A 25227-nucleotide genomic window follows, 5' to 3' on the forward strand; every position below is an offset into this window, starting at 1 on the left:
TCGAGCTTGTCAGGGTTTGGCCCGCGCGGCGGGGCGGCGAGTGCTGCTTTAGGTACACAAGCCGTTTCGACACGCAGGCCAAACCGTCAGCGAATCCGCTCAAACGGCAGCCGGACGCCTTCTTCCGAACTGCGGGCGGCAAGCTCGATAACCGTCATTACGTCGACGGCGTCCTGCGCGCTGACGGGGAATTTCACGCCGTGCTGGATGGCGTCGGCCACCGCGATGTAGAACCCGGTGTAGTCGCCATTGCGCGTCGGCAACTCGCGCTCGACCTCCTGATCGCCTTCCTGCACGCGCAGCACACCGGCGGCATTGCCGGCGCCGAAACCCTCGTCGCCCGGCCGCAGGCCCGCCTTCAACTGATCTTCCTGCGTATCGAGGCCGTATTTCATATAGCTGCCGCGCGTGCCGTGGATGGTGAAGCGCGGCGCGACCAGTGCCGTCAACGCGCTGGCGTGCAGCACCACTTCGAACTCACCGTAGCCGAGCTGGATATGCACGTAGTCGGGTGCGCCGGCGTCGTCGCGATGCGTGCGCACGGTGGCCGACACGGTTTGCGGCGCGCCGAACAGGGCCAGCGTCTGGTCGATCAGATGCGGCCCGAGGTCCAGCAGCAAGCCGCCGCCGCGCGACGCTTCCTCGCGCCAACGCTGCCGCACCTCAGGCCGGAAACGGTCGAAATGCGATTCGTATTGCGTGATCCGTCCCAATTCGCCGCTCGCGAGCAGGTCGCGCACGGTCAGAAAATCGCCGTCCCAGCGACGGTTGTGAAACGGTATGAAGAGTTTGCTCCGGGCGAGCGCGATGTTGGCCAGCGTGTGGGCGTCGGCGGCGTTCAGCGTGACCGGTTTGTCGACCACCACGTGCTTGCCCGCTTCCAGCGTGCGGCGCGCCAGGTCGAAGTGCGTATCGTTCGGCGTGGCGATCACGATGCAGTCGATTTCTTCGAGCGCCAGCAGCGCGTCGAGGTCGGCCACCACCTTTGTGTGCGGATAGTCGGCGAGCGCGCGCTCGGGTTGGCTCGTGGCAATGGCCGCGACGCTCGCGCGGCCGCAGTGCTCGATCACCGGCGCATGGAAGGTCGCGCCGGCGAAACCGTAACCCATCAATCCAATCTTCAGCGATGCGGACATGCTTGTCTTCCTGCAAAATCGGCGCGCCGCTTTGCCACCGCGGCGACGGCGCGCAACACCGCAATTGTGGCATGTCCTGAAGGTGGACCGGCAGCGTCGTCGGCTCGGCGCATGTTGATTGGATATTGCTTTTATGAGGCGGGCATCCGGTGCATGCATCCGTGTTAACATCGCTCCTCTCGCGCGAACCGCAGCGGGCCGGAACACCCTCGCACCGCGCAGGGCGCCCGTTCCAGCCGCCGGGGCCGCGCAGCATGCCCCCGGGCCTTCGGCCGGCAGTCGCCGCGCCGCTACGCCCTCAACCGCCGCTTTCAACCGCATCACCCATCCACAGACGATGTCCGCAGGCCTGAACCCCGCTCAAAATGAAGCGGTCCGTTATCTTGACGGTCCGTGTCTCGTGCTCGCCGGCGCAGGCAGCGGCAAGACGCGTGTGATCACGCAGAAGATCGCGCACCTGATCGAGGCCAAGGGCTTCGAGCCACGTCACATCGCCGCTGTCACGTTCACGAACAAGGCCGCATTGGAAATGCGCGAGCGCGTGGGCAAGCTGCTCGAAGGCAAGACGCTGACCACGCCCGGCAAGGAAGGCCGCAAAGTACCCGTCAATCAGTTGACGGTCTGCACTTTCCACTCGCTCGGCGTGCAGATTCTGCGGCAGGAAGCGGAGCACGTCGGCCTGAAGCCGCAGTTCTCGATCATGGATTCGGACGACTGCTTCGGCATGATCCAGGAGCAGGTCGGCTCGACGGACAAGGGCTTTATCCGCAAGATCCAGTCGATCATCTCGCTGTGGAAGAACGGCATGATCATGCCCGAGCAGGCGATCGCGATCGCCGCGAACGAGGACGAACATCAGGCCGCGATCGTCTACCGCAATTACGTGGCGACGCTGCATGCGTATCAGGCGGTCGATTTCGACGACCTGATCCGTCTACCCGCCGAACTCTTCGAAAAGAACGAGCAGGTGCGCGACCGCTGGCAGAACAAATTGCGCTATCTGCTGATCGACGAGTATCAGGACACCAATGCCTGCCAGTACGAACTGGTGAAACTGCTGGCCGGCAAGCGCGCGGCGTTCACGGCGGTTGGCGACGACGATCAGGCGATCTACGGCTGGCGCGGCGCGACGCTAGAGAATCTCGGCCAGCTCAGCAAGGATTTTCCGAAGCTGCATCTGATCAAGCTGGAGCAGAACTATCGGTCGACGGTGCGCATTCTGACCGCCGCGAACAACGTGATCGCGAACAATCCGAAGTTGTTCGAAAAGAAGCTGTGGTCCGAACACGGCATGGGCGACACGATCACCGTCACGCCGTGCAACGACGAAGAGCACGAGGCCGAGTCCGTGGTGTTTCGCCTGTCGGCACACAAGTTCGAGCGGCGCGCGAATTTCCGCGACTACGCGATCCTGTACCGTGGCAATTTCCAGGCGCGCATTTTCGAGCAGGTGTTGCGGCGCGAGCGGATTCCGTATGTGCTGTCCGGCGGCCAATCGTTCTTCGACAAAACCGAGATCAAGGACATCTGCGCTTATCTGCGCTTGATCGCCAACGCGAACGACGACCCCGCGTTCATCCGCGCGATCACCACACCGCGGCGCGGCGTCGGCAATACGACGCTCGAGGCGCTCGGCTCGTTCGCGGGCCAGGCCAAGGTGTCGCTATTCGAGGCCGTGTACATGGGCGGCATCGAGGCGCGTCTGTCGCCACGGCAGATCGAACCCATGCGCGTGTTCTGCGACTTCATGCAGCGCCTCACTGATCGCGCCGAGAAGGATGCCGCCGGCACGCTCCTCGACGAACTAATGGATGCGATCCACTACGAAGCCTATCTGTACGATGCGTTCGACGAACGCCAGGCGCAGGCCAAGTGGCAAAACGTGCTGGAGTTCATGGAGTGGCTCAAGCGCAAAGGCACCAAGGCCGAGCCCGCGGGCGCGGCGAACGACGAAGCCACCGGCTACGACACCGCCGACGGTCTCGGCGACACCGGCAAGAGTCTGCTCGGCCTGATCCAGACCGTGGCGCTGATGTCGATGCTCGAAGGCCGCGAGGAAGATCCCGACGCGGTGCGGCTCTCGACGGTGCATGCGTCGAAGGGTTTGGAGTATCCGCACGTGTTTCTGGTGGGCGTCGAGGAAGGCATCATGCCGCATCGCGGCGGTCCGGACGACGAGCCGATCGACGACGCGCGCATCGAAGAAGAACGCCGGCTGATGTACGTGGCGATCACGCGTGCGCAACGCAGCCTGCATCTGAACTGGTGCAAGAAGCGCAAGCGTGCGCGTGAAACGGTGGTGTGCGAGCCGTCGCGCTTCATCCCCGAAATGCTGCTCGACGATGCCCCGCCGCCGACGCCCGAAGAAGCGCCGATGTCGCCGAAAGACCGGCTCGCGAGTTTGAAGGCGCTGTTGCAGAAGCCTTGAGTGGGCGCTTCGAAACGTCGAGTGCGCAGCCGCTCGCGGACAGCGCCCAACCTGGCGCATAACGCGAATCTCGTAGGCCTGTCTGTTGGCCGAGATATAAAAAATCCCTGCGCCGCGTCGCCACGGTGCAGGGATTTTTTGTCACGCGGCAAACGCCGCGAGCGGTGCGTCTTACTTCACCGCGCTGACCATGTAGTCGACGGCGGCCTTCACGTCTGCGTCGGAGGCAGTCGAGCCGCCCTTCGGAGGCATCGCGCCCTTGCCGTGCAGCGCGTAGTTATAGACCGTGTCCATTGGCTCTTTCAGACGCGGTGCCCAGGCGTCCTTGTCGCCGAACTTCGGCGCGTTCAGCACGCCAGCCGCGTGACAGGCCTGGCAAACCTGCTGATACAACGCCTTGCCGGCTTGCGACGCGTCCGCGCTTTGCGTGCCGCCCGCTGCCGGCGCGGCCGCTTGCGGCACGCTGGCCATGGCGGCCATCGCTGCGGCGGCCTGAGCCGCGCCCGCGTCGGAAGCGCCGGCCGGCGCCGCGGCCGCTGCACCGGACGCCGCAGCGGCGCCTGCTGCCGGCTGAGCCGGTTCAGGGAAGCTTCCGCCCGAATTGTTGGCCATATAGGCGACCGCGCGGGCGATCTCGAAATCGCTGTAGTCGTCCGGGCTGGTGCCGCCGCGCGGCGGCATCGCGCCTTTACCGGTGAGGGCAGTGTGCAGCAGCGTGTCGAAGCCTTGCGCGATGCGCGGCGCCCAGTCGGCGGCATTGGTAAATTTCGGCGCGCCTGCCGCACCCGACGCGTGACACGCGGAGCACACGGCCTTGTAGACTTCCTCGCCACTCTTGTAGACGCGCGGCGCGTTGGCGTCGCGAATGTCGACCTGGGCGAACGGCTTGATGCGGGCGGTGACCTCGGCTTCGGAGAGAGAGTCGGTGCCGGCGCCGGTGCGCGTCGAATTGTCGACGTAGATCACTAGCAGAACGATGATGACGATCGGTACCGCAAAACTGGCGATGATCGCGGCGACGAGCTGTCCGGGGGTTTTGATCGGGGCTCCGTGTGGTGCTTCGCTCATGCTTGTCTCGTCTCCGTGGGTATGTGAGCGGTACAGCGTGACGGCAACTTCTTGTTCTTTAATCAGCCACGGACGATTATAGACGGAACATTTCGACGGCGGCGAGGGGCGCGGCGGGGTGTTCAGCAGGCGTTTACCCGCATCGCGAGGGTTGTCGGAAAGCCGCCGGACCCGGTGATTGGGGCCGTCCGGTGGACGGTGTGGCCGAAACCGGGTATCCTTTCGGTCTCGCTTTGGCGTCGCATCCGTTCTGGTTGCCGCGCTTTCGTGTTGAAGCGCCCGTAGCTCAATGGATAGAGTACTGCCCTCCGAAGGCAGGGGTTGCTGGTTCGATCCCAGCCGGGCGCACCATAGAGAGTCGATCTCGTTCAAGGGCTTACGCAGAATGCGCTAAGCCCTTTTGTTTTTTTGCGGCCTTGTCGTGTCCCGACTTCCTTCATCCTTTGAAGGAGAGCGCGTCAACATACTTGGCCTGCGGGTCATGGCGCGTTCGACCGGGTCGGTTTGGCGAGCCCATTGTCGCACTGCCTCGTTCTGGTCGGACGGGCGGCGGTGCGTCATTGGTTTGTCATCAACGTCCGACCGCGGAGTTGCCCTGTGAAACAACGTCGTACCCTGCCAGTCTCCCCTTCTGCCCGTCCGCCGCGCCGCTGCTTCTGCGTGTATGCGGAGCGCCGCGCATGACTGGTCTCCTGTTCGAACTTGGCATCATGCTGGTCGTCATTCTGGTGGCGGCCGAGCTCTTCACCAATGCGCTCGAGCATCTGGGCGAACGCCTCAAGATTTCCGAAGGCGTAACGGGTTCGCTATTCGCCGCTGTCGGCACAGCGTTGCCCGAGACGCTAGTGCCGCTGCTCGCGATCGCCGGCGGCACGACGGATAGCGCGGTCAATCAGGAGATCGGCGTCGGCGCGATTCTCGGCGCGCCGCTGATGCTCTCCACCCTCTCCACCTTCCTCATGACGCTCGCGATTCTCGGTTCACGCGGCGCGCGCGGCTGGGTCGCGCCAGAGCGTACGGGTTTCACGCGCGACCTCAACTATTTCCTGTGCGCGTTCGTGCTGGCTGCCGCAGCGATGTACGTGCCGCACGAGCAGATGATGGTGCGCGCGTTCTTCAGCGTGGCGCTGGTCGGCGTGTACGTCACTTATGTGGTGATGACCTTCCGCGCATCGAATGATCTGGTCGATGCCGGCCACGGCACCGAAGCGCCGGGCAAGATGCTGATCGCGCGCCTTGGCGTGCCGACCAATCTCGCGACCATCGTGGTGCAACTGGCGCTGGCCGTCGCGCTGCTGGTGTGGGGCGCGGAAGGCTTCATCCATGGTGTGCGCGGCGTGTCGCAGGCGCTTGGGGTGTCGCCGCTGCTGCTCTCGCTGCTGATCATTCCGATCGCCACCGAGTTGCCCGAGAAGGTCAACAGCATTCTGTGGATTCGCCGCGGCAAGGACACGCTGGCGTTCGGCAACATCACCGGCGCGATGGTGTTCCAAGGCACCTTGCTGCCAGCGATCGGTATTCTGCTGACGCCGTGGGTGCCGCGCATCGAAGTGGTGACCGGCATCGTGATCACGCTCGCGTCGGCGGCGTGGCTGCGGCTCAACGTGCGCGAGCGCGGCGTGCCGGTGTGGGCGTTGCTGGTTTGCGGCGCGCTCTATGCCACGTATCTGGCGATTACGCTGAGTCGCTAGACGCGGCGCTAAAGCCATACATTGCGCGACAACTCTAACAACCGCTGAAGGCTGCTTACGAGTGGCCTTCAGCGTTTCAGGCTCAGTTCGCCGGGGGCGTCGCCGGCGCCGCTGCCGTCGTCGCGCCTTCAGGCTTGAACACGGTCTTCCAATCATCTTTCATATCGACGACGAGCCAGCCTTTCGCGCCGGCCTCGTCCAGACCTTTGTCGAGCTTGCCGCTCTTCGCCGCGCGGTCGTACGCGTATTCGCGTTGCGCGTCTGTGTGATGCACGAGCGCGGCGAGGCGCGGGCCGTCGCCTGCCGAGGTCCATTCGAGCATCGGCGCGTCGCCGTCCGCGTTACCGAACGCGATCACCGGACGCCGGCCGATCACGCGATCGATGGCAAGCGGCTTGGCCGAGCCGTCGACCAGCGTGTCGACTTGCGCGAGGCGCGTCAGCGAGACCGCGCCGTTGCTCTGGCCGTAGCGATACTTCACGGTGCTGCCGATCACCTGCTCGGGCGGAATGCCGTACATGCGCTGAGCCACGTCGCGGACGAACTCGACGTCGCCGCCCGTCACCAGATAGGTCTTGAAGCCGTTCGCGCGCAGATAGGCGAGCAACTCGAGCATGGGCTGATACGCGAGATCGGCGTAAGGCCGGTTGAAGCGCGGGTCGCTCGCGGCATCGAACCATTCGTGCACGAGTGCGGCGAACTGGTCGCCCGTCAGGCCGGCGTGGGCCGCCGCCAACACCCGCATCGAACCGGCGTCGCCGCTTGCCGCCACATTCCTGAGATTGCCTTTGAGGATCGAGCGGAACGGTTCCTGACGCTTCCATTCCGGATGCCGTGCGGCCACCGTCTTCACACGTTGCAGCGCGAACACCAGTTGCACCGAGGCCGGTTGCTCCGGCCACAGCGTGCCGTCGTTATCGAACACGGCGATCCGGTCGGCGCGCGGGATGAAGTCCTTGGACTCGGGCGTCGTCACCAGCGTGACGAAGTCGACGATAGAGCGTTTGGTCTTCGTGTCGTTCCATGACGCCAGCCCGGCGGCCGTCGCTGCACCGGTCTGCGACATGGCGTCCTGGCGCGGCGTCACGGAGCAAGCGGAAAGCAGGACAACTGTGAAGGCAATGCAGTACCGGTGCAACGTGCGAATCATGACAGCCTCATCGAAAGCGGTGGGTCGAATTCAAGCGAGCGCAAGTCTAATGGGCCAAAGCGGCTATTGCAGCCCTTGTGGGATTTTTTCGACATCACGGTTGAGCCTGTTCCGCTATAAAAAATGCCAATTGAATAAGCGGGGAAGTCGGACCCGATTGATCTGGCTTTCAGCCGTGTTACAAATTTATCTCTGTAATTTCCAGAATCGTTGCTAGTATTCCTAACCATGCCAGCGTGGTGAATCTTCTTCTTTCCGCATGCTTCGTTTGATGCGGCGTCTCTCGTTTCAAGGAGCGCTCATGCAAGCCGTGTATCCAGCTGCGCCGTCTTTCCAGATGTTCAAGCGACATAACGCGGGTTATTTGCGTGACATCGCGTCCGGCTGCGCATGGCTGCCCGGACGCGCGACCACGCGCGCGAGATGAATTCGATTTAAATCAGTCACCCGAACGCCATCCCTTTGAAATGATTTCGCGTCAGGCAAAGGCAGGTGCTCGCCTATAAGAAATGGCCAGAAAACGAGGCTCGATAATGGGTTACAGCTGCGTGTTTGGGGCGGGGGCATTATGCGCTGCCGCGTTCGTATCGTCGCCGGTCTTCGCTCAGGCATCCGCCGACGACGCCAATAAAAGCAATAACCCGCTCAATCTCGCCGCCTCATTCAACATCCAGAATTACTACACGCCGAGCGTATTCGGCGCGAGTGCGCACACCAACGACCTGCTGCTGCGCCCTACCGTGCCGGTCGGCCCGAATAGCCTGATCGGCGTGCCGCAAATCTTCCGCGGCACGGTGCCGCTCAGTACGCGGCCCGATCCGAGCGGCGGCTACAACACCGGCCTCGGCGACCTCAATCTGTTCGACATCTTTCTGCTCTCGGAAGGCGACGTGCAGCTCGGCGTGGGCCCGCTCGTCACCATGCCGACCGCGACCGATCCGAGCCTCGGCACCGGCAAGTGGCAGGCGGGTCTTGCCGCTGTTGCCGTGAGCGCCACCCGGGCGCGGCTGATCGGCGGGCTCGTGCAGTGGCAGCACTCGTTCGCCGGACAAAGCAGCCGGCCCACCACGCAATCGCTGACCGCGCAGCCCTTTGGCATATTCAATCTGCCCGGCGGCTGGTACATCCGTTCGACCGGCATATGGACGTTCGATCTGCAGCACGGCAGCTACTACATCCCCGTCGGCCTCGGCGCGGGCAAGGCATGGAAGGGCGGTTCGACGATCTACAACGCGTTCATCGAACCGCAATACTCGATCGCGCATTCCGGTGCGGGCGTGCCGCAGTTCACGATTTTTGCTGGCCTGAACATGACGTTTGGCAAATAGACGAGAACTCGAGGGAGCTTAGCCATGACGTTTTTGAAGCGCCTGGGAGTCCGGGCATGCGTCGCCGGATTGGCATTGGCCGTGTTGCCGCAGGTGCCGGCGACGGCGCAAACGAGCGCCCCGGCCGCCGCGGTAACCGCTTCCCCGGACGAAGCGCGCGGCATCGCCCGCGATGCCTTCCTGTACGCCTATCCGATGCTGTTCAACTATAAGACGCTCTATCAGCAGGCAGTCGATCCCACTTCGAACTCGTACGTGGGCGGCTTCGGCAAATTCCGCAACTACTCGCGGCCGTACGGTCCCGAGAACAAGGAAATCGTCACGCCGAACAACGACACGCCGTACTCGTGGGCGTGGCTCGATCTGCGCCGCGAACCGTGGGTGCTGACGGTGCCGGCGGTGCCGAAAGAGCGCTACTACGTGTTCCAGTGGATCGACCTGTTTACCTATAACTTCGCGTACGTCGGTTCGCGCACCACGGGTAACGGCGCAGGCCACTATCTGTTCGCCGGACCCAGCTGGCACGGCGACACGCCCAAGGGCATCGACAAGGTGTTCCGCTCGGAGACCGACCTGATTCTGACGCTCGGCCGCACGGCGCTCAACGGCGCGAGCGACGTCAAGAACGTGCAAGCGATCCAGAAGCAGTACAAGCTCACGCCGTTATCCGCTTTCGAACACACGGCCGCACCACCGCCCGCCGCGAAACTGAGCTTTCCGAAATGGGACGAAGCGAAGGCGACCTCGGTCGACTTCATTGCCTACCTGAACTTCCTGTTGCAGTTCACGCAGCCGCCCGCGCCGTCGGAGCGCGAGCTGATGGCACGCTTCGCGAAGATCGGCATTGCACCTGGCGCACCGTTCGATCCGGCCGCGTTGCCAGCCGACACACGCGCGGCGCTCGAAGCGGGCGTCGCCGACGGCAAAGCCGCATTGGCCGACGCGGAAAAGCGCACCACCAGTTCCTTCGACCTGTTCGGCAGCCGCGCCGATCTGAAAGACGATTACACGACGCGCGCCGTCGCCGCGGCGATGGGCATCTACGGCAACACGAAGCAGGAAGCGGTGTACGTCGGGACGCGCGTGAATGCCGAGCATCAGCAATTGATCGGTTCACAGCCCTACGTCCTGCACTTTGACAAAAAAGATCTGCCGCCGGCGAAGTTCTTCTGGTCGATGACGCTTTACGATTTGCCGGCGCGCCATCTGGTGGCGAATCCGATTCACCGTTACTCGGTCGGTGATCGTACTCAGGGACTGAAATACGGTGCGGACGGTTCGCTGGATATCTACGTGCAGAACACGCCGCCGGGCGCGAACGAAATGTCGAACTGGCTGCCCGCGCCTGTCGGTGCGTATGACCTCGTCATGCGAATCTACGGGCTGGACCAGACCGTGCTCGACGGCAGTTGGGCGTTTCCGACACTGCAGAAGCGCTGAGGCGCGCATGGACGACCCGGACATCGACATGCACAGGAAGGCGGCGACATGGGTGACGGCGGCCGTGCTGGCGTCGGTTGCCGCGCCGATCCTTGCGAAGACGCAGCAGCGTCCGTGGTCTGCCGCGACGGCCGGCGCGGCGTCCGTGCCCGGTCCGGTGGCGGGCGACACGATGTCGGAGGAGTACGCGCGGTTGGTGGCGCGCCAGACCTATTTCTGGGCGTGGCCGCTGGTGAATGTCTACCGCCGATTGCTGGCGATGCAGCAGGTGCCGCGGCCGGGGCTGAATGGTGGCGTCGCGCCGGTCGCTCCGCCCAACCGTCTCGCGATGCTGCGCGATTATGCTCAGCCGCAAACGCGGCACGTCGGCTGCCCAAATCGCGATCTGATCGACGGTTGCGCGATGCTCGATTTGCGCACTACGCCGGCGATCGTCCAGGTACCGGATTTCGGCAGACGCTTCTGGGTCTATCAGGCCGTCGATCTGCGCACTGATAGTTTCACGAGCCTCGGCAAGATGTATGGCTCGCGGCCGGGCTTCTATCTGTTGGCGGGCCCGGACTGGCATGGCCCGGCGCCGAAGGGCATCCGCCAGATGTTTCGCTCGCCCACCGCGATAGGCATGCTGATTCCGCGCGTGTTCATGGACGACACGCCGGAAGATCGCGCGCTGGTGCAGTCGCTGATCAGCAAAATCGGCGTGTATCCACTCGCGGACTACGACGGCCAGTTCAAGGAAACGGACTGGTCGGCACTGCCCGGTTTCGGCGCGGCCCGCAGTGCGACGCACGCAAGCGCGGAAGAGATCGAACGGGTCGATCCGAACCGTTTCTGGGACACACTGACCGCCGTGCTCGACGAAGCGCCGCCGCAACATGGCGAAGAGGCGCTCTATGCGCAGGCACGTGCGCTGATCGCCGCCACGCGCCGGGACGGCGCACTCAGAAGCGCCATCATCGACGAAACGGCGAGAGCCGAAGCGGATCTGATCGCACCGCTCTCCAAGTTCAATCTGTTCGGCAAGCGGCTTGCGGGAAACTGGAACACGTTCAGCAACGGTGCGGCCTTTGGTACGGACTACTACTCGCGAACGGCGATAGCGACGTCGCACGTCTTTGTCAACAAGGCCAACGAGATAAAGTGTTTTTATTCGGATACCGATGCATCGGGCCGATGTCTTGATGGCAGCGGGCGCTACACTGTGACCTTCCATAGAGACCGGTTGCCCCCTGTCAAAGGTTTCTGGTCGCTGACGCTATATGACTCGCACCATTTTCTTTCACCCAACCCGCAAAACCGCTACACACTCGGTACGAAGAACAAAGACCTGAAGTTCGACGCAGACGGCTCGCTCACGCTCCACGTACAACACGCGAGACCCAGCGACGACAAACTCGCCAATTGGCTGCCGGCGCCGGCCAACGAGGTGTTCTCGCTGTACTTGCGCGCCTACTGGCCGCAGCAAGCGCTGCTGGATGGCAACTGGACGCCGCCGCCAATCGTGCGCGAAGCCTGACGCCTGCGCGTACGCGCGCAGTGCGGCTTGCGGACGCAGCCCGCCCGGATGCGGTTCCGTAGGAGTGAGAATGCCGAACTTCCATTCGATGAGGACGATTATGAGTCAACCTAACTGTATCTTCGCAGCCAGGCGGCTCGTTGCCGGATTGTGCAAGGGCGCGCTTCTGACCACCGTCGGCGTGAGTCTCTCCCAAACGGCGTCGGCGACGGAAGGCGGCATCGGCCGTCCGATCACGGGCCAGCAGGTGATGCCCTACGGCGGCGTCGTCCCGCCGACCAGCGACTGGATCGTGTCGGCCGCCACGATCTATTACGAAGGCTCGCTCGGCGCGAGCAAGTCGATTCCGATCGCCGGACAGGTGACGGCCGGCGTCGACGTGACGGCCGTCTACACCATTCTCAACGCGGTCAAGACGTGGGGCATTACGGTAGGCGGCTGGAATTTCGCGTCGTCGTTTGGCGTGCCGCTTCAGTACACCGACATCTCGTCGTTTCACGGCCGCTTGCCGAACGACCACGGCACGCAGTTCGCCGATATCTTCTTCGCGCCGGTGGTCGCCGGCTATCACCTGACCAAGACTGACCACGTCGCGTTGAGCGTGCAAATTTACGCGCCAACTGGTGCGTACAACCCGAACCGGCTCGCCAACGCCGGACAGAACACGTGGACCTTCACGCCGACGATCGCCTATACGAAATTGCTGCCGCAGGAGAACATCGAGCTGTCGTTGAATTACGGCCTCGAGTTCTACACGCCCAATAACGACACCCACTATCACAACGCGCCGGTCAGCGTGCTCGATCTGCTTGCGCTCAAGCGCTTCAGCAGCGGCTGGGGCGTCGGCGTGGTGGGCGGCTATATCCAGCAGATCGGCCATGACAGCGGCGGGATTGCGGACGTCGTCGGCGGCAGTCAGGGTCATTCAGTCGGCCTCGGGCCGATGATCACCTGGTCGGGCAAGGTCCAGAAAACGCCCATTTCGGCTGCGCTGCGTTGGGTCAACGAATTCAACACCAGCAACCGGCCGAAGGGTAATGCGGTGCAACTGTCGGTCAATGCGACGTTTCAGTGACACCGCGGCATGCGATGCGTGACAGGCGCCGTGCCGGACGGTCGGCGTTGGGGACAGAGAGCAGATTCACGCCTTTCACCGGTTGCAGTGCCGGCTTGCCGTTCGTCACCACGAGTTCGGCCGGCTGCGCGGCGATCACGACGTCCGGCGCCTGTGCGGATTTCTTGCCGTCGGCGGGCAGCATCGGGTCGGACTGCAGATTCGTTTGCGCGTTTTTCGCCGCGTTGACCCGCCACGCGGCGGCGGTGAGTTGATACGCCACGACCCGTCGAGCGATGCCGCGTCGTACCAGTAGCCGGCGGCATTCAGATGCAGCGCGCCGCTTGCGTCCTGGAGCCATGCGCTCTTTGTCGAGCAGCGCGATAACCGTTATTACCCGCTGCTGTCCGGCCGCTGGTTCAGTGCGGCTCGGATATCCTTCGCATCCGGACCGAAACCGATCAACCGCGCGTGCTGCGCTCGCATATCGCGTACACGCTGGAGCACAAGTCAGGATAAACGCGCCCCAACTCGAAACAGCCATCCAGATATTCTCTGGATATGATGCCGGCCTTCAATGCGGCATCGATCTGGAAGTTGGCAAGGCCCTTGAAAAAGACCCCGCCTTCGGTGACCGGGCGAAGCTTTGCCGCACGCAGATCGGCTCGCAGCGTATCGATCGAATAAGTTACGCGATGACCGTGTGCGGCTTCAGCCGCCGTCACGGCCGCGTGATGGTCGATCAGCCCCATATTGACCGCGATTTGCCGCGATCCGGCGCGCGCGTTCGGAGCAGCCACGAACAGGCGGCCACCTTCCGATAACCAGCCACGGATCCGGCTCAGGACTTCGACCGGATGATCGAGGTGTTCGAGCGTATGGATCAGAAAGATGTTGTCGTAGCGTCGCGCGGGTTCGAAAGTCTCGAACGTCGAGTGATGGAATTTGACGGCGCCTTTCGTCTTGGCTGACGCAACGGCGATGCAGTCCGCCGATGCCTCGACCACTTCCAGTGAATGGAAGCGCTGTGTCAGAAGTCGCGTGAAGTTACCTTCGAAGCATCCCAGTTCAAGCGCGTTGCCGCTGACGTGGAACGGTGCAAATGTCCGAAGCATGTATTCATGCATCAGATAATCGAAGTCATAAGCGTAGCGATGTTCGGGATGATCTTTCGCTTCTGCGTCGTAGTCTCTGCTCATGGTCGTCAATCCTGTCCGCGTTGATAGAACCGCTGCTCCACCGGCACGTAAAACTCATCGAGGGACTCAGGCACCCGGGCGTTGAAGCCGAGCACCTGGCGCATCCAGGCGTTGCAGCGGTCGAGGTTGCTGTATCCGAACAGCCGTGCGTAGTCGAGTTGCGGCTTGAAGAACGGGCTGGTGAACGTCAGTGTCAGTGCGCGGCGGGGCGCATCGGTGGTGTTGCGGCCGGTGGCGTGCCACATGCGCGAATCGAACAGCAGAACCGAACCGCGCTCCCCGGTAGCCCGTGAAGCCTGCGCGTAAAAATGCTCGTCGGTGGGCTGCTGCTGGAGGTTTTGCGAGTGCGAAAGAATATGCGTTGCGCCGTTGGCCAGCGTGAAATCGTCGAGCATCACCAGCGCGTTCACCATGAAGCGCCGCGAGTCGGAGCCGAAGCGGATATCGCGGTGCACGTTTTGAACGTAAGAGCGCGAGTCGCGCTCGTTGATCACGCCGCCGTACGAATTCAGAACGAAGTTGCCTTGAAAGTATCCTTTGAAAACCGGCTCCAGCGTTGAGAGCTCCGCCAGCAATTCGACGTAGCACGGGTCATCCATCAGAAGGTGATGCAAGGTGCCTGCGCTGTTTTCCTGCACACCGTTGCGTCGCCTGATCTGGTCGCGCAACGCGAGCGAAGGACCGAGCGCCTTCACCAGCGAATCGAGCAATTCGCGGCGAATTAGGCCGGGAAGCACCGTCCAGCCCGCCGTGGCGAGCGCGGTGTTGTGTTGATCGTCAATCGTGTTCATGAGTGGTGCGAGGCAACGGCAAAAGTAAAAGGCTCAGTGTCGATCGGCAGCGAGGATGGCCATCGGTGTGACGTCGAGATAACGGCCGCCTTTGAAGGCCGCCTGGCGTAAAAGACCTTCGGCGCGAAAGCCCACTTTCTCGTAGAGCGCGATGGCGCGCGTGTTGGACGCGAGCACGGTCAGCGAAATACGGTTGAGGTTGAGGTCGCCGAATGCGTGTTCGAGTGTCTGGCGCGTGGCGGCCTCGCCGATGCCCCGGCCGCGTTCCGTCTCGGCGCCGATCTGAATCGAGAACTCCGCACAACGGCTCACCCAGTCGATGCCTAACAGATACGTCACGCCGACTACTGCCTGGGTAGACGCGAGGCACACGGCGAGACGCACGTTATTCGCCCGGGAGCCGAGATAGCTATCGAACCATTTACTGTCGATCTCGGTGCCCACATACCGGAAGGCGCCGCCCAAGTGGCTGACCAGCGCCTTGTCGGCGCGCCATGTGTTGATGGTCGACAGGTCGCCGCGTTCGATCTCGCGCAGGAATATCGTGTTGTCGTTCATGCGAGTCGGTCCAGTAAGTGTTGCACCATCGGCGCCAGATCGTTGTGCGTCAGCCGCTGATCGCATGGCAGGCACAAGGTCGAGTCAGGAAGGCTGCGTTCGAAGTCCGGCGCGCCTTCAGCGGTCGCAACGTCCGGCCAGTAGGTGGACGTATAGATGCGTTGCGCCCGAAGCGCTTCGCGCACGCCGGCGGGCACGCCGAAAAACGGGTAGCAGAGCGGCACCGCGTGTTCGTCATAGCGAAACGTGAAGCGGTTGTAGCGCTGCAATTTCTCATGCAGAAAGGCGAAATTTTCGAGTCGCCGCGCGCGGACGCTTTCGTAGTCGACGCCCGCGAGCAGCCTTTGAGTCAGTGCCGACATGCGTAACGGCTCCTGGTGTTTCAGGCTTTCTTCGGCCGCTGCGTAGTCGGCATAACCTGCTTCGGCGTCTTTCGCGAGCCGCGTCAGCAGATGCCCGCAGCGCAGCAACGAGGCATCGTCGGTCGCTTCCGGCATCTCGATCGGCTGCTGTGTGACGAGGTACCCGCCATCCGGCACGCCAAGGAATTTGCGCGGCGAGTACAGCGTGGCGAGGCAATCGGCGGACTGCGCGAACAACGCCTGCGCATTGTCGATTACGACGCGCTCACGCGGGAACCGGCTGAGCACGTCGTCGACCTGTTGAGCGCACAAGCCGAAATAGTTGACGTAGACGAACCACTCACCGTGCGCGACATCGACAGACTGCGCGCGCAATTCGGCGTCGAGCCGATAGCGGTTGACCGGCGTGCCGGTCATGCGCAGCGGCTCGAGCATCGCGTCGCAAATGTACCAGGGCATCCAGACGGCAGTCGGTCGCATCGCCCGAAGCAGCGCGAGAAACGCCGCGCGCGACGACTGAAAACGCAGCGCATCGTCGTGAAGTGTCGTTTCGGTCCGCGGCAGTTCGAGTTCGAAATATCCGCCTATTGCGCGCGACCCGCGCGCAATCATGCTGCCACCTCGACGGACAGCATATCTCTGACGCTGTTTTTGCTATTGAACATCAGGACGTCGAGAATCGATAAGGCGGGGTGAAAAGTGTCGTCGAACTGCGCGTAAGGACACAGGTTCGGTTCGATGAAGGCGAGCTCGATGCCGCGCGCCGAGAATGCCGCACTATCGTAAAGTTCGCGGCCACCCGGTAGATTCACGTAGGTGCTCGCCTGTTCTCTGGCGCAGATGTCCATAACCCGCTCGGTGCCCTTGAGTTGCGCATTGCCGTACTTCGTCGAAGACGGGACGAACTCGGTATCGATTTCGAGGTACCTGCAAATTTCCATGACGGTGTGCGACGCGAGCAGCGAAACAGGTGCGAGAGGCTCGGCCAGAATCCGTCCGATCAGCGCGCTGACCTGCGGGTAGTGAGGGGCTTTGGCATACGCATGCCGAATCGATTCGAGCAGTCTGCGTAACCAGCGCTCGCGCGGTTCGACCAGTACCTCGTTAATCTTCAACGAAGGACTCGCACCGCTGAGCGGCACTGTGAGGTAACGCACCTGGTCGCCCAGCAACATCCGGTTGCGGTTGATCCAGCCATTCTTGATGAAGTTCACATCGTCGTAAAAGACGAACTTGTCGACTGCCGCCGCCAGTTGGAAATATCCGATGTACGGAAACAGGTAGGGCTGCATGATCGCGAGCTTCATGACGTTCAGCTACCCGCGATGATCCCGACGATGCGATCGAGCATGCCGTCCGTCAGTGCCGGGAAAATCGGCAAGCACAGTATCTGTTGCGAAGCGGCGTGCGCAACCGGCAGATTTTCGGGGCGCGCGGAAGGCAGGCCGCGATAGATCGGGAAGTCCGAGATCAGCGGATAGAAATAGCGGCGCGCGTAAATGTTCTCGTCGCGGAACTTCTGATACAGCGCGTCGCGGCTGATCGGGTAGTCCGGGCCGACGAGAATCGGAAAGTACGAATGGTTCGCCACTTTCTCGCCCGCTTTCGGCACGCAGCTAATACCGCGCACGTCGCGCAGCCGTTCGCGGTAGATCGCGTCGATCCGCGCGCGCCGTGCCAGCGCTTCATCGATGTGCTGCAGTTGAAGCAACCCGAATGCCGCGTTGATCTCGCTCATCTTGCCGTTGATGCCGGACGCAACCACGGTCACTTCATCGACGAAACCGAAGTTCTTCAGATGGTCGATACGCTGCTTTGTCTTGGCGTCCTGACAGATGATCGCGCCGCCTTCGAACGTGTTGAAGACCTTGGTCGCGTGGAAGCTCAGAACGGCGAGGTCGCCGTGCTCGAGCACGCTGCCGGTTTCGGTCTGCACGCCGAAAGCATGGGCCGCGTCGTAGATCACCTTCAGATTGTAGTTGTCGGCGATCTTCTGGATCGCCTCGACGTCGCACGGCTTGCCGTAGCAATGCACCGGCATGATCGCGGTGGTCTGCGGCGTGATCGCTGCCTCGATCTTGGCGGGGTCGAGATTCAGCGTGTGCGGATCGACGTCGGCGAATACCGGCTTGATGCCGTTCCAGACCAGTGAGTGCGCGGTGGCAACGAACGAATAGGGCGTCGTGATGACCTCGCCGGTCACGCGCAGCGCCTGCAGCGCGGTGAGCAGCGCCAGCGTGCCGTTGGTGAACAGCGCAAGATGCTTGACGCCGAGGTACTTGCACAGCGCCGCTTCGAACTGTTGGTGAAACGGACCGGCATTGGTCAGGATCTTGCTGTCCCAGATCTGTTGAAGATAGGGAATGAATTCTTCGAGCGGCGGGAGATGCGGCTGGGTAACGTAAATGCGCTCGTCGATCTGCGGCGCGATGGCCCCAAGCGGTAAGGCAGCGTTCATTTGTTTTCCCCTGATTTGGGCGACGCGGTGGTGTCGTCCGTGGCGGTAATGGCTTCTTCCGCCGTGACTTCGAATGCGACGGGCGGCTGATCGTCGCACCAGCGTTGCCACATGATTCGCAACGCGCGCGACAAACCTGCAGCGACCACTTCAGGCCGGAATGCCGCCGACGCCATGCAGCGTTCACGCAAGCCCGTGCGCAGCGCGGCGAGCGCGGAGATATCGGAGGACAGTGCAACGCCCTTGGCGACGAAATCCGCCTTGTCTGTAGCGAGAAACTGTTCCAGCCCGACATGCGACATCCAGGTGGTGCCAGCGCGGCTGGGCAACGTGTTGCCTGCAATCGTCAAGGTCGGCACGCCCATCCACAATGAGTTCAGCACGGTGGTTGAGCCCGTGTACGGGAACGTATCGAGGCAGATGTCGACGTGAAAGTGCTGTTGCAGGTAGACCGGAATACTCGAACGGCGGCGGAACATCAGGCGCTCGCGCGAGATGCCTGCGTCGGCAAACCAGTCGATCAGAAGCTGTTCATCCTCGTCGGTTGCAATCGCGCCCAGCAACATTTGCGACGACGGTTGTGCGTGCAGCAATTCCGCCCAGAGAGCGATCACGTCGGGACGCAATTTGTTGAGGCGGTTGAAGCTCCCGAACGTCACATAGCCGTTGTGCATGGCCGGCAGGATGTTGACCGGCGGCGCGCTTTCTTCCGGCAGGAAGGGCGCGTTCGCGGGCAAATGCACGATCTTTTCGGAGAACATTTGCTCCGCAGGGCCGAACGGGACGCCGAACCGGTCCACGAGGTAGTAGTCCATCGCACTTAGCCCGGTCGTGGCAGGGTAGCCGAGCCAACTGACCTGGATCGGCGCGGGCTTGCGCGCGAACGTGAGAAGGCGATTGCGACCCGTATGGCCGGACAGATCGAACAGAATGTCGATTCTGTCGTCGCGGATCCGGTTCGCCAACTGCGCGTCCGGCATGCCGGTGACCTGATGCCACTCATGGGCGCATTTGCGCAGCAGATGGGTGTAGTCGTCTACCGCGATGTGGTTGTTGTACACATGCAGTGAGACACCGGGATCGGTCGCCAGGCGTTCCATGATCGGCAGCAGATAGGAGGCGACCGCGTGACGGAACAGGTCGCCGGAAACGAGGCCGATTTTCAGCTTGCGGTTCGGCGTGCGCTTGTTCACATGACGCGGCCATTGCGCGCGCACCGGCGCTTCGTGCTGTTGAGCGAATTTGACGTGTTCGGCGAACAGCGTGTCCTGCTTGACTTCAGGATTGTGAGTGAGCGAAAACAGATAGTTGTCCGCTGCGATTGCATCTTTCGGGTCTTTCTCCAGCGCGACGCGAAAGCTTTCCTCTGCTTCGCTCACCATGCCCAGATCGAGCAGCAGCACGCCCAGCGTGTTGTGCATGCCGGACGTGTCCGGCGCCAGTTCGATCGCGCGCCGTGCCGCGGCCAAGCCCTCGGCCACGCGTCCCTGGTGAACCAGCGACATGCCGTAGATCCGTTGCGCTTCGGCGTACCCCGGATTGATCGCGATGATCGCGCGGCAGACTTCTTCGGCGTCCTTGTGCAGGCCTTTCAGGCGCAGCGTATCCGCGAGGACGGTGCGGCTTTCCAGTTCCTCCGGCAGGAGTTCGGCAGCTTTGCGCAACGGAATCAGCGCGTCGTCATACCGTCCCAGACGATGCAGTGCAATGCCGAGCCAGCGCCACGCGTTACCGTCAGCGGGAAACCGCTGGGTGAACGTTCGTGCCAGTTTGACGGCGTCGGCGATTTGGCCTTTGTTGTACAGCGACGTGAATCGCGTCGTTTCCTGTTGGCTCACGCGCCGTCCGGCCGCGATCGTGGATTTGCCGGTTTCCGCCGCTGTATTTGCCGCGCCGGTATCTGTCTCGACAGCGGCGTTGCCGCCAGCCTGCGAGTTCTGCACTGCCACAGGCAGCGTCGCGATGACCTTGCCGGGATTGGCCATTCGTACGATCAGGCCGTCTACCGCTGGACCCTTCAGACCCTGTTTCTGGCCCATTTCCAGTGCAAGCCACGCAGCGGCGCTTTCACCGGCGTCGATCAACGCACTGATATATGCCGCCCAATACTGGCCGTTATGCGGCTGTTGGCCCAGCGCTAACTCGAACACAGGCACGGCGTTTTCGGGGCGGCCGGTTTGACCGAGCAACACACCCAGGTCATACAGGGCATCCGCGTGCTGCGGCTCTGCATCGAGGATCGCCCGGTAGAGCGCCTCGGCGTCGTCGAATTCGCCCTTGTGGTGATGGTCGAGCGCCGTCTGCAACACGAGCGCAATGTCCTGCTCGAGTTGTTGTTCGGGCGTCAGGGGTTCGGCTGGCGGCTGCTCGTACAGGAGAGTCATGGTCTCGGCGCAAAATGTTCTATGGAGAAATTGTGCGACGAGGCCGGTCTTTCCGATGCGCGGAGATGACGGTAAAAAAGCCGCCTGTTTAGCGTATGGAGGAAGGGGCCGGAGAGCCGAAGGGCAAGAAAAAAGCCCGCACGAGGCGGGCTGAGGGAACGAGCGCGCCTCACTTCGGCACGTAGTTCTTATTATTCGGTCGGCCGGCTGAACCGGCTTTGGGGGAGCGGATGTCGCCTTGCGCGGCTCCGCTCCGGGTTTTTTACAGGCGGGCCATCCGCTGATATTCGCCGGCGGCCTTGGTGCGTCCGATCGCCGCTTCGAACTCGAAATGCAGTTCGTTCTGGGTGACTGCCGCGTCCGCGAGGAGCGCCGCGTCGATCGCCTGGATCTGGCGGATCATGCCCAGCGCGCCCGGTTCCTGATCCGCGCTGAGCGACATCAGCAGCGGCGAGCGCGTTTCGGTCAGGCGGGCGGCTTCCGGCCAATCCGCCAGCGAGGCCGCCTGCTCGATTTCGCACGTGATGGAGAGCACGCGCTCGACCAATTCCGTCTGGTTCATGTTGTGCGCGTCCATGGCTTAGCTCTTGTTCGTGGCCAGCGCGCCCGCGCTGTTGGTGCCGCCGAACAGCGCGGTCAGGTATTGCGAATTGTTGTTCATGGTCGCCATCAACGTGTTCAGGGCGGTGAACTGCGCCTGGTACTGATTCGTCAACTGTGTCGTGTAGTCGGCGAGCGCGGTTTGTTGCGTGGTGATGCTCTTCAGGTCGGCGTTCAGCGCGGTGTTGCGCGTGTCGATGATGCCGCCGGTTTGCGTGAACGTGGTGATGCTGGCGTTCAACTGCTCGGCAATGCCGTTGGTCGAGTTGAAGAGCGACGCGACCGTGGCCGGGCTGCTCGTCAGCGCAGTGTTCAGCGCGTTGTTGTCGACCACCATCGTGCCGTCGGCCGGATCGTCCTTCAGCGTGATGCCGATCGCCGCCAGCGTGGTGCCGGTGCTGCCCGAGCCGACCGAGCCTCCGATTATGTTGGCCAGCGTGTTCTTGATCGTCTGCAGCGTGGAGTCGCCCAACAGCGGCCCTTGCGACGTCGAGCCGGAGCTGAACGACGTGAGCGTGGACATGGTCGTCACGACGGTGTTGTACAGGCTCACGAAATTGTTGATCGCGGTGTTCTGCGCGGTGGTGTCCTGCGCAATGGTCAGCATCTGCGGGGTGCCCGCGGGCGTGCCCACGGCCGCCGCCGTCAGGTTGATCGTCACGCCTGAAATAGCGCCGGTCACCGCGTTGCTGGAACTGCTGCCCGCAATCCCGCCGATCGTGTACTCCGCGTCCTGTGCGAAGCCGCTCTGCGTCCAGGCGCTGCCCGAATTGGCCGACGTAATGGTCGACTGGCCGCCCGTGGTGCTGGCGGTCGACGTGACGCCGAGGCTCGACAGGCCGGTGTCGCTGGTGATGTTGCTGGTCGAGACGTTGATGACGTTGGCCGCCCCGGTGTTCGCCGCGCGCAGCACAAGGTGAGCGCCGTCCGTGCCGGTCACGATCGTTGCCGTGACGCCGGGGTTGCTGCTGCTCGCATTGATCGCCGACGCGATGCCCGACAGCGTGTTGTTGGTGCTGTCGACGTTGATATCCATCGACTTGCCGTTCATCGAGATCGACAGCGTGCCGGTGCCCAGTTGCGTCGTGGAGCCGAAGGCTGCCGACGACAGGGCTTGCGAGCTGGCGATCTGGGTCACGGCGATGGAATAGCTGCCGGCCACGGCGCCTACGCCGGCTGTCGCGGTCAGCCCGGTGCCGCTTGCGGTCGCCGCGAACGTCGCCAGCGTGTTGCCGTTGGCGAGATTCGTGATGCCCGACTGCAATGCGCTGAGCGCGGAACTCAGTGCGCCATACGCCGACAGCGTGGTGCTGTCGCTGGTTTGCTGTGCCGCCAGAGCCGAGGCTTGCCCGGCGACCTTTGCGTTCACGAGTGCCGTGACGAGCGTCGACACGTCCATCGACGAATTGCCCGTCGAGCCGCTGATGATCGATTGAGCAGCCGACTGCAGCGCGGCGTTGGCGCTAGCTGTAGAAGACGAGGTTGAGATCGAGGACATGCAGAGGCTCCGGGCGTCTGGAAATCTGTATTGGGTGGTGCGCGATGCTACATCACTAAGTGACGGAAATGCACAGCGGGAGGCATGCCTCCCGTTGCTTGAAACCCGGCGATGCGCCCCGCTTGCGCGCAGCGCATCGCCGTTACCGCGTCAGCTCTTACTGCAGGAGCTTCAGAACTTGCTGCGGGTTCGAGTTAGCTTGCGCCAACACCGAGATACCAGCTTGTTGCAGCACTTGCGCCTTGCTCAGGTTCGCCGTTTCTTGTGCGAAGTTGGCGTCCGTGATTTGCGATTGTGCCGACGACAGGTCGGTCGATTCAGCTTGCTGCGACGTCGAGATTGCGGTGAAGCGGTTTTGCGCGGCGCCCAGTGCAGCTTGCAGCGTATTCACGGTCTGCAGTGCGTTGTCGATCGAGACCATCGCTTCGTTCGCGCCCGTGACCGTGCTGATGTCGAGGCCCGAAACCGTCGGCGGCGCGTTGATCGCGTTGATCTGATTGACGGCGGCGATGGCGGCACCGGAAGCTGCGCCGGTCGTCGGCAGAGCTGCCGTGCTGATGGCGAGGCTGGTGATGGCCGTGCCGGAGCCCGCGCCCGTGCCTGCGCTGAAGATTGCGTTTGCAACGCCCGACGTGATGGCGGTGTTGTTCTGGTCCGTGAAGGTATAGCCGCCCTTGCCGTCCGACAGAACGTTGACCGACGTGATCGTTGCGCCGGTGCTCGTGTATGCGCCGGTCGCGCTCAGGCTGACCGCGATCGTGCCGACTGTTTGACCCGTTTGCACCAGACCGCCACCGATCTTCGCTGCCGACATCGATTGGCTCAGATCCAGGCTGATCGTCTGACCGACGTTCGCGCCGACCTGGAACGTCACGCTGCCTGCCGAGCCGTCCAGAATGTTCGTGCCGTTGTACGTCGTTTGCGACGCGATACGGTTCACTTCAGCGATCTGCGCCGAAACTTCCTTCTGCAGAGCGGCTTGGTCGCTCGACGACAGCGAGCCGGTCGATGCTTGCACAGCCAGCTGACGGATACGTTGCAGGCTGGAGGTCAGCGAGGACAGTGCGCTCGATGCGGTTTGAATCATCGACACGCCGTCATTCGCATTCGACACGCCCTGGTTCAGGCCGTTGATCTGCGTTTGCATACGCGTCGAGATTGCCAGACCTGCTGCATCGTCAGCCGCGCTGTTGATGCGCTTGCCCGACGACAGGCGGGTGATGGCTTGCGAAAGGGCGCTTTGCGAGCCATTAAGGTTTTGCTGTGCAACCAGCGAGTTGATGTTGCTATTGATTCCGAGCATGGAAAATCTCCTAAATAAGCCTTGAGCCCAATACGCCACGTTGGCATCGGCGGAAGCACTCGTTCATTGCTGGCCGCCTCAGTGAAGGTTGACGGCGTCCCTTAAAAAAACTTGAGGAACTTTGTGCAGTGGCAAGCCAAACGTTTTCCATGCTGGTTTATTGCAATGCCGCTGAAAGCCGCTTGCAGCCTTGATCGGCGGACGCACTGCAGGTATTGAAAAGACGGCGTATTCTCTTTTTCTCTTGTGACAAACCGTGGAGAAATCATGCAAAAGCGCAGGATTGGGCGTTCGGAATTACAGGTCGCGCCGCTTATGTTCGGCGGCAATGTTTTCGGCTGGACCGCCGATGAAGCCACCTCGTTTTCGATTCTGGATGCGTTTGTCGATGCCGGTCTCGACTTTATCGATACCGCCGATGTCTATTCCGCGTGGGTGCCCGGCAACCAGGGCGGCGAATCGGAAACCATCATCGGCAAGTGGTTCCGTCGGAGCGGCAAGCGCGACAAGATCGTGCTCGCCACCAAGGTTTCGAAGCATCCGCTGCGCAAGGGACTGTCGGCGCCCAACATTCAGGCAGCGGTCGAGGATTCGCTGCGGCGCTTGCAAACCGATTACATCGACGTCTACTTTTCTCACGACGACGACACCGAAACGCCGCTCGCCGAAACACTCGGCGCGTATCAGAAGCTGATCGAGGCGGGCAAGGTACGCGTGATCGGTGCATCGAACTACAGCGGCGCGCGGGTCGAGGAGGCGCTTGCCGTGTCGCGCCAGCATGGCCTGCCCGAATATCAGTTGCTGCAACCGGAGTACAACCTGTATGACCGCGCGGCATACGAGCGCGACATCGAACCAGTGGCGCTCGCCAATCAGCTCGGCGTGGTGGTGTACTACAGCCTGGCGAGCGGCTTTCTGTCCGGCAAATACCGCTCGCAGGCCGATCTGGCCAATAAGGCGCGCGGCAGCCGGGTCGAAAAATATCTGAATGAACGCGGTTTGCGGATTCTCGACGCGCTAGATCGGGTTGCCGACGCGCATGGCAGCACGTCGGCCACCGTCGCGCTGGCATGGTTGATCGCGCGGCCCAGCGTTACGGCCCCTATTGCCAGCGCGACGTCGATCGATCAGCTCAAGAGCCTCGCGGCGGCGGTTCATCTGATGCTGACGGGCGCCGATGTCCGCGAACTCGACGAAGCGAGCGCCTGAGCGCGCGAAAGGTGACCTGGCGCAATCCCTAAACCCCTGGTAGGATGGAGAGTT

21 protein-coding genes, 1 tRNA gene and 1 riboswitch are annotated in these 25227 nt (G+C 62.5%); of the genes, 8 read left to right on the forward strand and 14 right to left on the reverse strand.

Annotated elements, in window-relative coordinates; all coding sequences use genetic code 11:
* Positions 1 to 86: 86 nt before the first annotated feature.
* On the reverse strand, positions 87 to 1136 hold the full coding sequence (locus B0G74_RS20270) for an oxidoreductase (RefSeq protein ID WP_132376551.1): 1050 nt from the start codon (positions 1134 to 1136) through the stop codon (positions 87 to 89).
* A gap of 337 nt (positions 1137 to 1473) precedes the next feature.
* Here B0G74_RS20270 and B0G74_RS20275 point away from each other — a divergent pair, with 337 nt between their 5' ends.
* Positions 1474 to 3564 carry a UvrD-helicase domain-containing protein gene (locus B0G74_RS20275; RefSeq protein WP_132376552.1) on the forward strand — a complete coding sequence of 697 codons (2091 nt, stop codon included), beginning with the start codon at positions 1474 to 1476 and terminating at the stop codon, positions 3562 to 3564.
* A gap of 171 nt (positions 3565 to 3735) precedes the next feature.
* On the opposite strand, the gene B0G74_RS20280 is transcribed toward B0G74_RS20275, so the two are convergent.
* Positions 3736 to 4632, reverse strand: a complete 897-nt coding sequence (locus B0G74_RS20280) for a c-type cytochrome (protein WP_132376553.1) — start codon at positions 4630 to 4632, stop codon at positions 3736 to 3738.
* A 275-nt stretch (positions 4633 to 4907) separates the two neighbouring features.
* Between B0G74_RS20280 and B0G74_RS20285 the strand changes: the two genes are divergently transcribed.
* Together B0G74_RS20285 and B0G74_RS20290 are read left to right on the forward strand one after the other, a co-directional pair.
* A tRNA-Arg gene (locus B0G74_RS20285) sits at positions 4908 to 4983 on the forward strand.
* 75 nt (positions 4984 to 5058) lie between these two features.
* Positions 5059 to 5212, forward strand: a riboswitch (yybP-ykoY riboswitch).
* Positions 5213 to 5312: 100 nt separating this feature from the next.
* Positions 5313 to 6323: a sodium:calcium antiporter gene (locus tag B0G74_RS20290; protein WP_132376554.1), complete on the forward strand. Its 1011-nt coding sequence runs from the start codon at positions 5313 to 5315 to the stop codon at positions 6321 to 6323.
* 82 nt (positions 6324 to 6405) lie between these two features.
* Here B0G74_RS20290 and B0G74_RS20295 read toward each other — a convergent pair whose 3' ends face one another.
* The gene (locus B0G74_RS20295) at positions 6406 to 7473 is read right to left on the reverse strand and encodes an HAD family hydrolase (RefSeq protein WP_132376555.1); all 1068 of its coding nucleotides are present in this window, start codon (positions 7471 to 7473) and stop codon (positions 6406 to 6408) included.
* 533 nt (positions 7474 to 8006) lie between these two features.
* Between B0G74_RS20295 and B0G74_RS20300 the strand changes: the two genes are divergently transcribed.
* The 4 genes from B0G74_RS20300 to B0G74_RS20315 all read left to right on the forward strand — a co-directional run bounded on the left by B0G74_RS20300 (position 8007) and on the right by B0G74_RS20315 (position 12832).
* On the forward strand, positions 8007 to 8801 hold the full coding sequence (locus B0G74_RS20300) for a hypothetical protein (protein WP_132376556.1): 795 nt from the start codon (positions 8007 to 8009) through the stop codon (positions 8799 to 8801).
* Between the two features lie 24 nt (positions 8802 to 8825).
* Positions 8826 to 10241: a DUF1254 domain-containing protein gene (locus tag B0G74_RS20305; protein ID WP_132376557.1), complete on the forward strand. Its 1416-nt coding sequence runs from the start codon at positions 8826 to 8828 to the stop codon at positions 10239 to 10241.
* Positions 10242 to 10248: 7 nt separating this feature from the next.
* Complete coding sequence (locus B0G74_RS20310; protein WP_207915667.1) at positions 10249 to 11757, forward strand: DUF1214 domain-containing protein; 1509 nt, start codon at positions 10249 to 10251, stop codon at positions 11755 to 11757.
* A 100-nt stretch (positions 11758 to 11857) separates the two neighbouring features.
* Positions 11858 to 12832 (forward strand): transporter, encoded by a 975-nt coding sequence (locus B0G74_RS20315; protein ID WP_243658235.1) that lies wholly within the window; start codon positions 11858 to 11860, stop codon positions 12830 to 12832.
* On the opposite strand, the gene B0G74_RS20320 is transcribed toward B0G74_RS20315, so the two are convergent.
* The 11 genes from B0G74_RS20320 to B0G74_RS20370 form a co-directional block, all read right to left on the reverse strand.
* Entirely contained in the window at positions 12813 to 13094 is a 282-nt protein-coding gene (locus tag B0G74_RS20320) for a hypothetical protein (RefSeq protein WP_132376559.1), read from the reverse strand. The genes B0G74_RS20315 and B0G74_RS20320 overlap by 20 nt on opposite strands.
* A gap of 178 nt (positions 13095 to 13272) precedes the next feature.
* Positions 13273 to 14010, reverse strand: a complete 738-nt coding sequence (locus B0G74_RS20325; RefSeq protein ID WP_132376560.1) for a class I SAM-dependent methyltransferase — start codon at positions 14008 to 14010, stop codon at positions 13273 to 13275.
* A gap of 5 nt (positions 14011 to 14015) precedes the next feature.
* Positions 14016 to 14801, reverse strand: a complete 786-nt coding sequence (locus B0G74_RS20330) for a phytanoyl-CoA dioxygenase family protein (protein ID WP_132376561.1) — start codon at positions 14799 to 14801, stop codon at positions 14016 to 14018.
* A 33-nt stretch (positions 14802 to 14834) separates the two neighbouring features.
* The gene (locus B0G74_RS20335; RefSeq protein WP_132376562.1) at positions 14835 to 15359 is read right to left on the reverse strand and encodes a GNAT family protein; all 525 of its coding nucleotides are present in this window, start codon (positions 15357 to 15359) and stop codon (positions 14835 to 14837) included.
* Positions 15356 to 16333 (reverse strand): hypothetical protein, encoded by a 978-nt coding sequence (locus B0G74_RS20340; RefSeq protein WP_132376563.1) that lies wholly within the window; start codon positions 16331 to 16333, stop codon positions 15356 to 15358. Before B0G74_RS20340 ends, B0G74_RS20335 begins: the two co-directional genes overlap by 4 nt.
* Positions 16330 to 17028, reverse strand: coding sequence for a WbqC family protein (locus B0G74_RS20345; RefSeq protein WP_132376564.1), 699 nt, complete (start codon positions 17026 to 17028; stop codon positions 16330 to 16332). Before B0G74_RS20345 ends, B0G74_RS20340 begins: the two co-directional genes overlap by 4 nt.
* Before the next feature lie 5 nt (positions 17029 to 17033).
* Complete coding sequence (vioA, locus tag B0G74_RS20350) at positions 17034 to 18179, reverse strand: dTDP-4-amino-4,6-dideoxy-D-glucose aminotransferase VioA (protein WP_132376565.1); 1146 nt, start codon at positions 18177 to 18179, stop codon at positions 17034 to 17036.
* On the reverse strand, positions 18176 to 20563 hold the full coding sequence (locus B0G74_RS20355) for a tetratricopeptide repeat protein (RefSeq protein WP_132376566.1): 2388 nt from the start codon (positions 20561 to 20563) through the stop codon (positions 18176 to 18178). The genes vioA and B0G74_RS20355 overlap by 4 nt, the downstream gene beginning before the upstream one ends.
* Before the next feature lie 262 nt (positions 20564 to 20825).
* A complete protein-coding gene (gene fliT / locus B0G74_RS20360; protein ID WP_132376567.1) occupies positions 20826 to 21140 on the reverse strand; it encodes a flagellar protein FliT in 315 nt (104 codons plus the stop codon).
* Positions 21141 to 21143: 3 nt separating this feature from the next.
* A complete protein-coding gene (gene fliD, locus B0G74_RS20365; protein WP_132376568.1) occupies positions 21144 to 22661 on the reverse strand; it encodes a flagellar filament capping protein FliD in 1518 nt (505 codons plus the stop codon).
* Positions 22662 to 22818: 157 nt separating this feature from the next.
* Positions 22819 to 23964 carry a flagellin gene (locus B0G74_RS20370; protein WP_132376569.1) on the reverse strand — a complete coding sequence of 382 codons (1146 nt, stop codon included), beginning with the start codon at positions 23962 to 23964 and terminating at the stop codon, positions 22819 to 22821.
* 267 nt (positions 23965 to 24231) lie between these two features.
* On the opposite strand from B0G74_RS20370, the gene B0G74_RS20375 reads away from it, so the two are divergent.
* Positions 24232 to 25173, forward strand: a complete 942-nt coding sequence (locus tag B0G74_RS20375) for an aldo/keto reductase (protein WP_132376570.1) — start codon at positions 24232 to 24234, stop codon at positions 25171 to 25173.
* Positions 25174 to 25227 lie beyond the last annotated feature (54 nt).

Origin of the sequence: Paraburkholderia sp. BL9I2N2, from assembly GCF_004339745.1 — a bacterium.
In the GTDB taxonomy this organism is placed as follows: Bacteria; Pseudomonadota; Gammaproteobacteria; order Burkholderiales; family Burkholderiaceae; genus Paraburkholderia.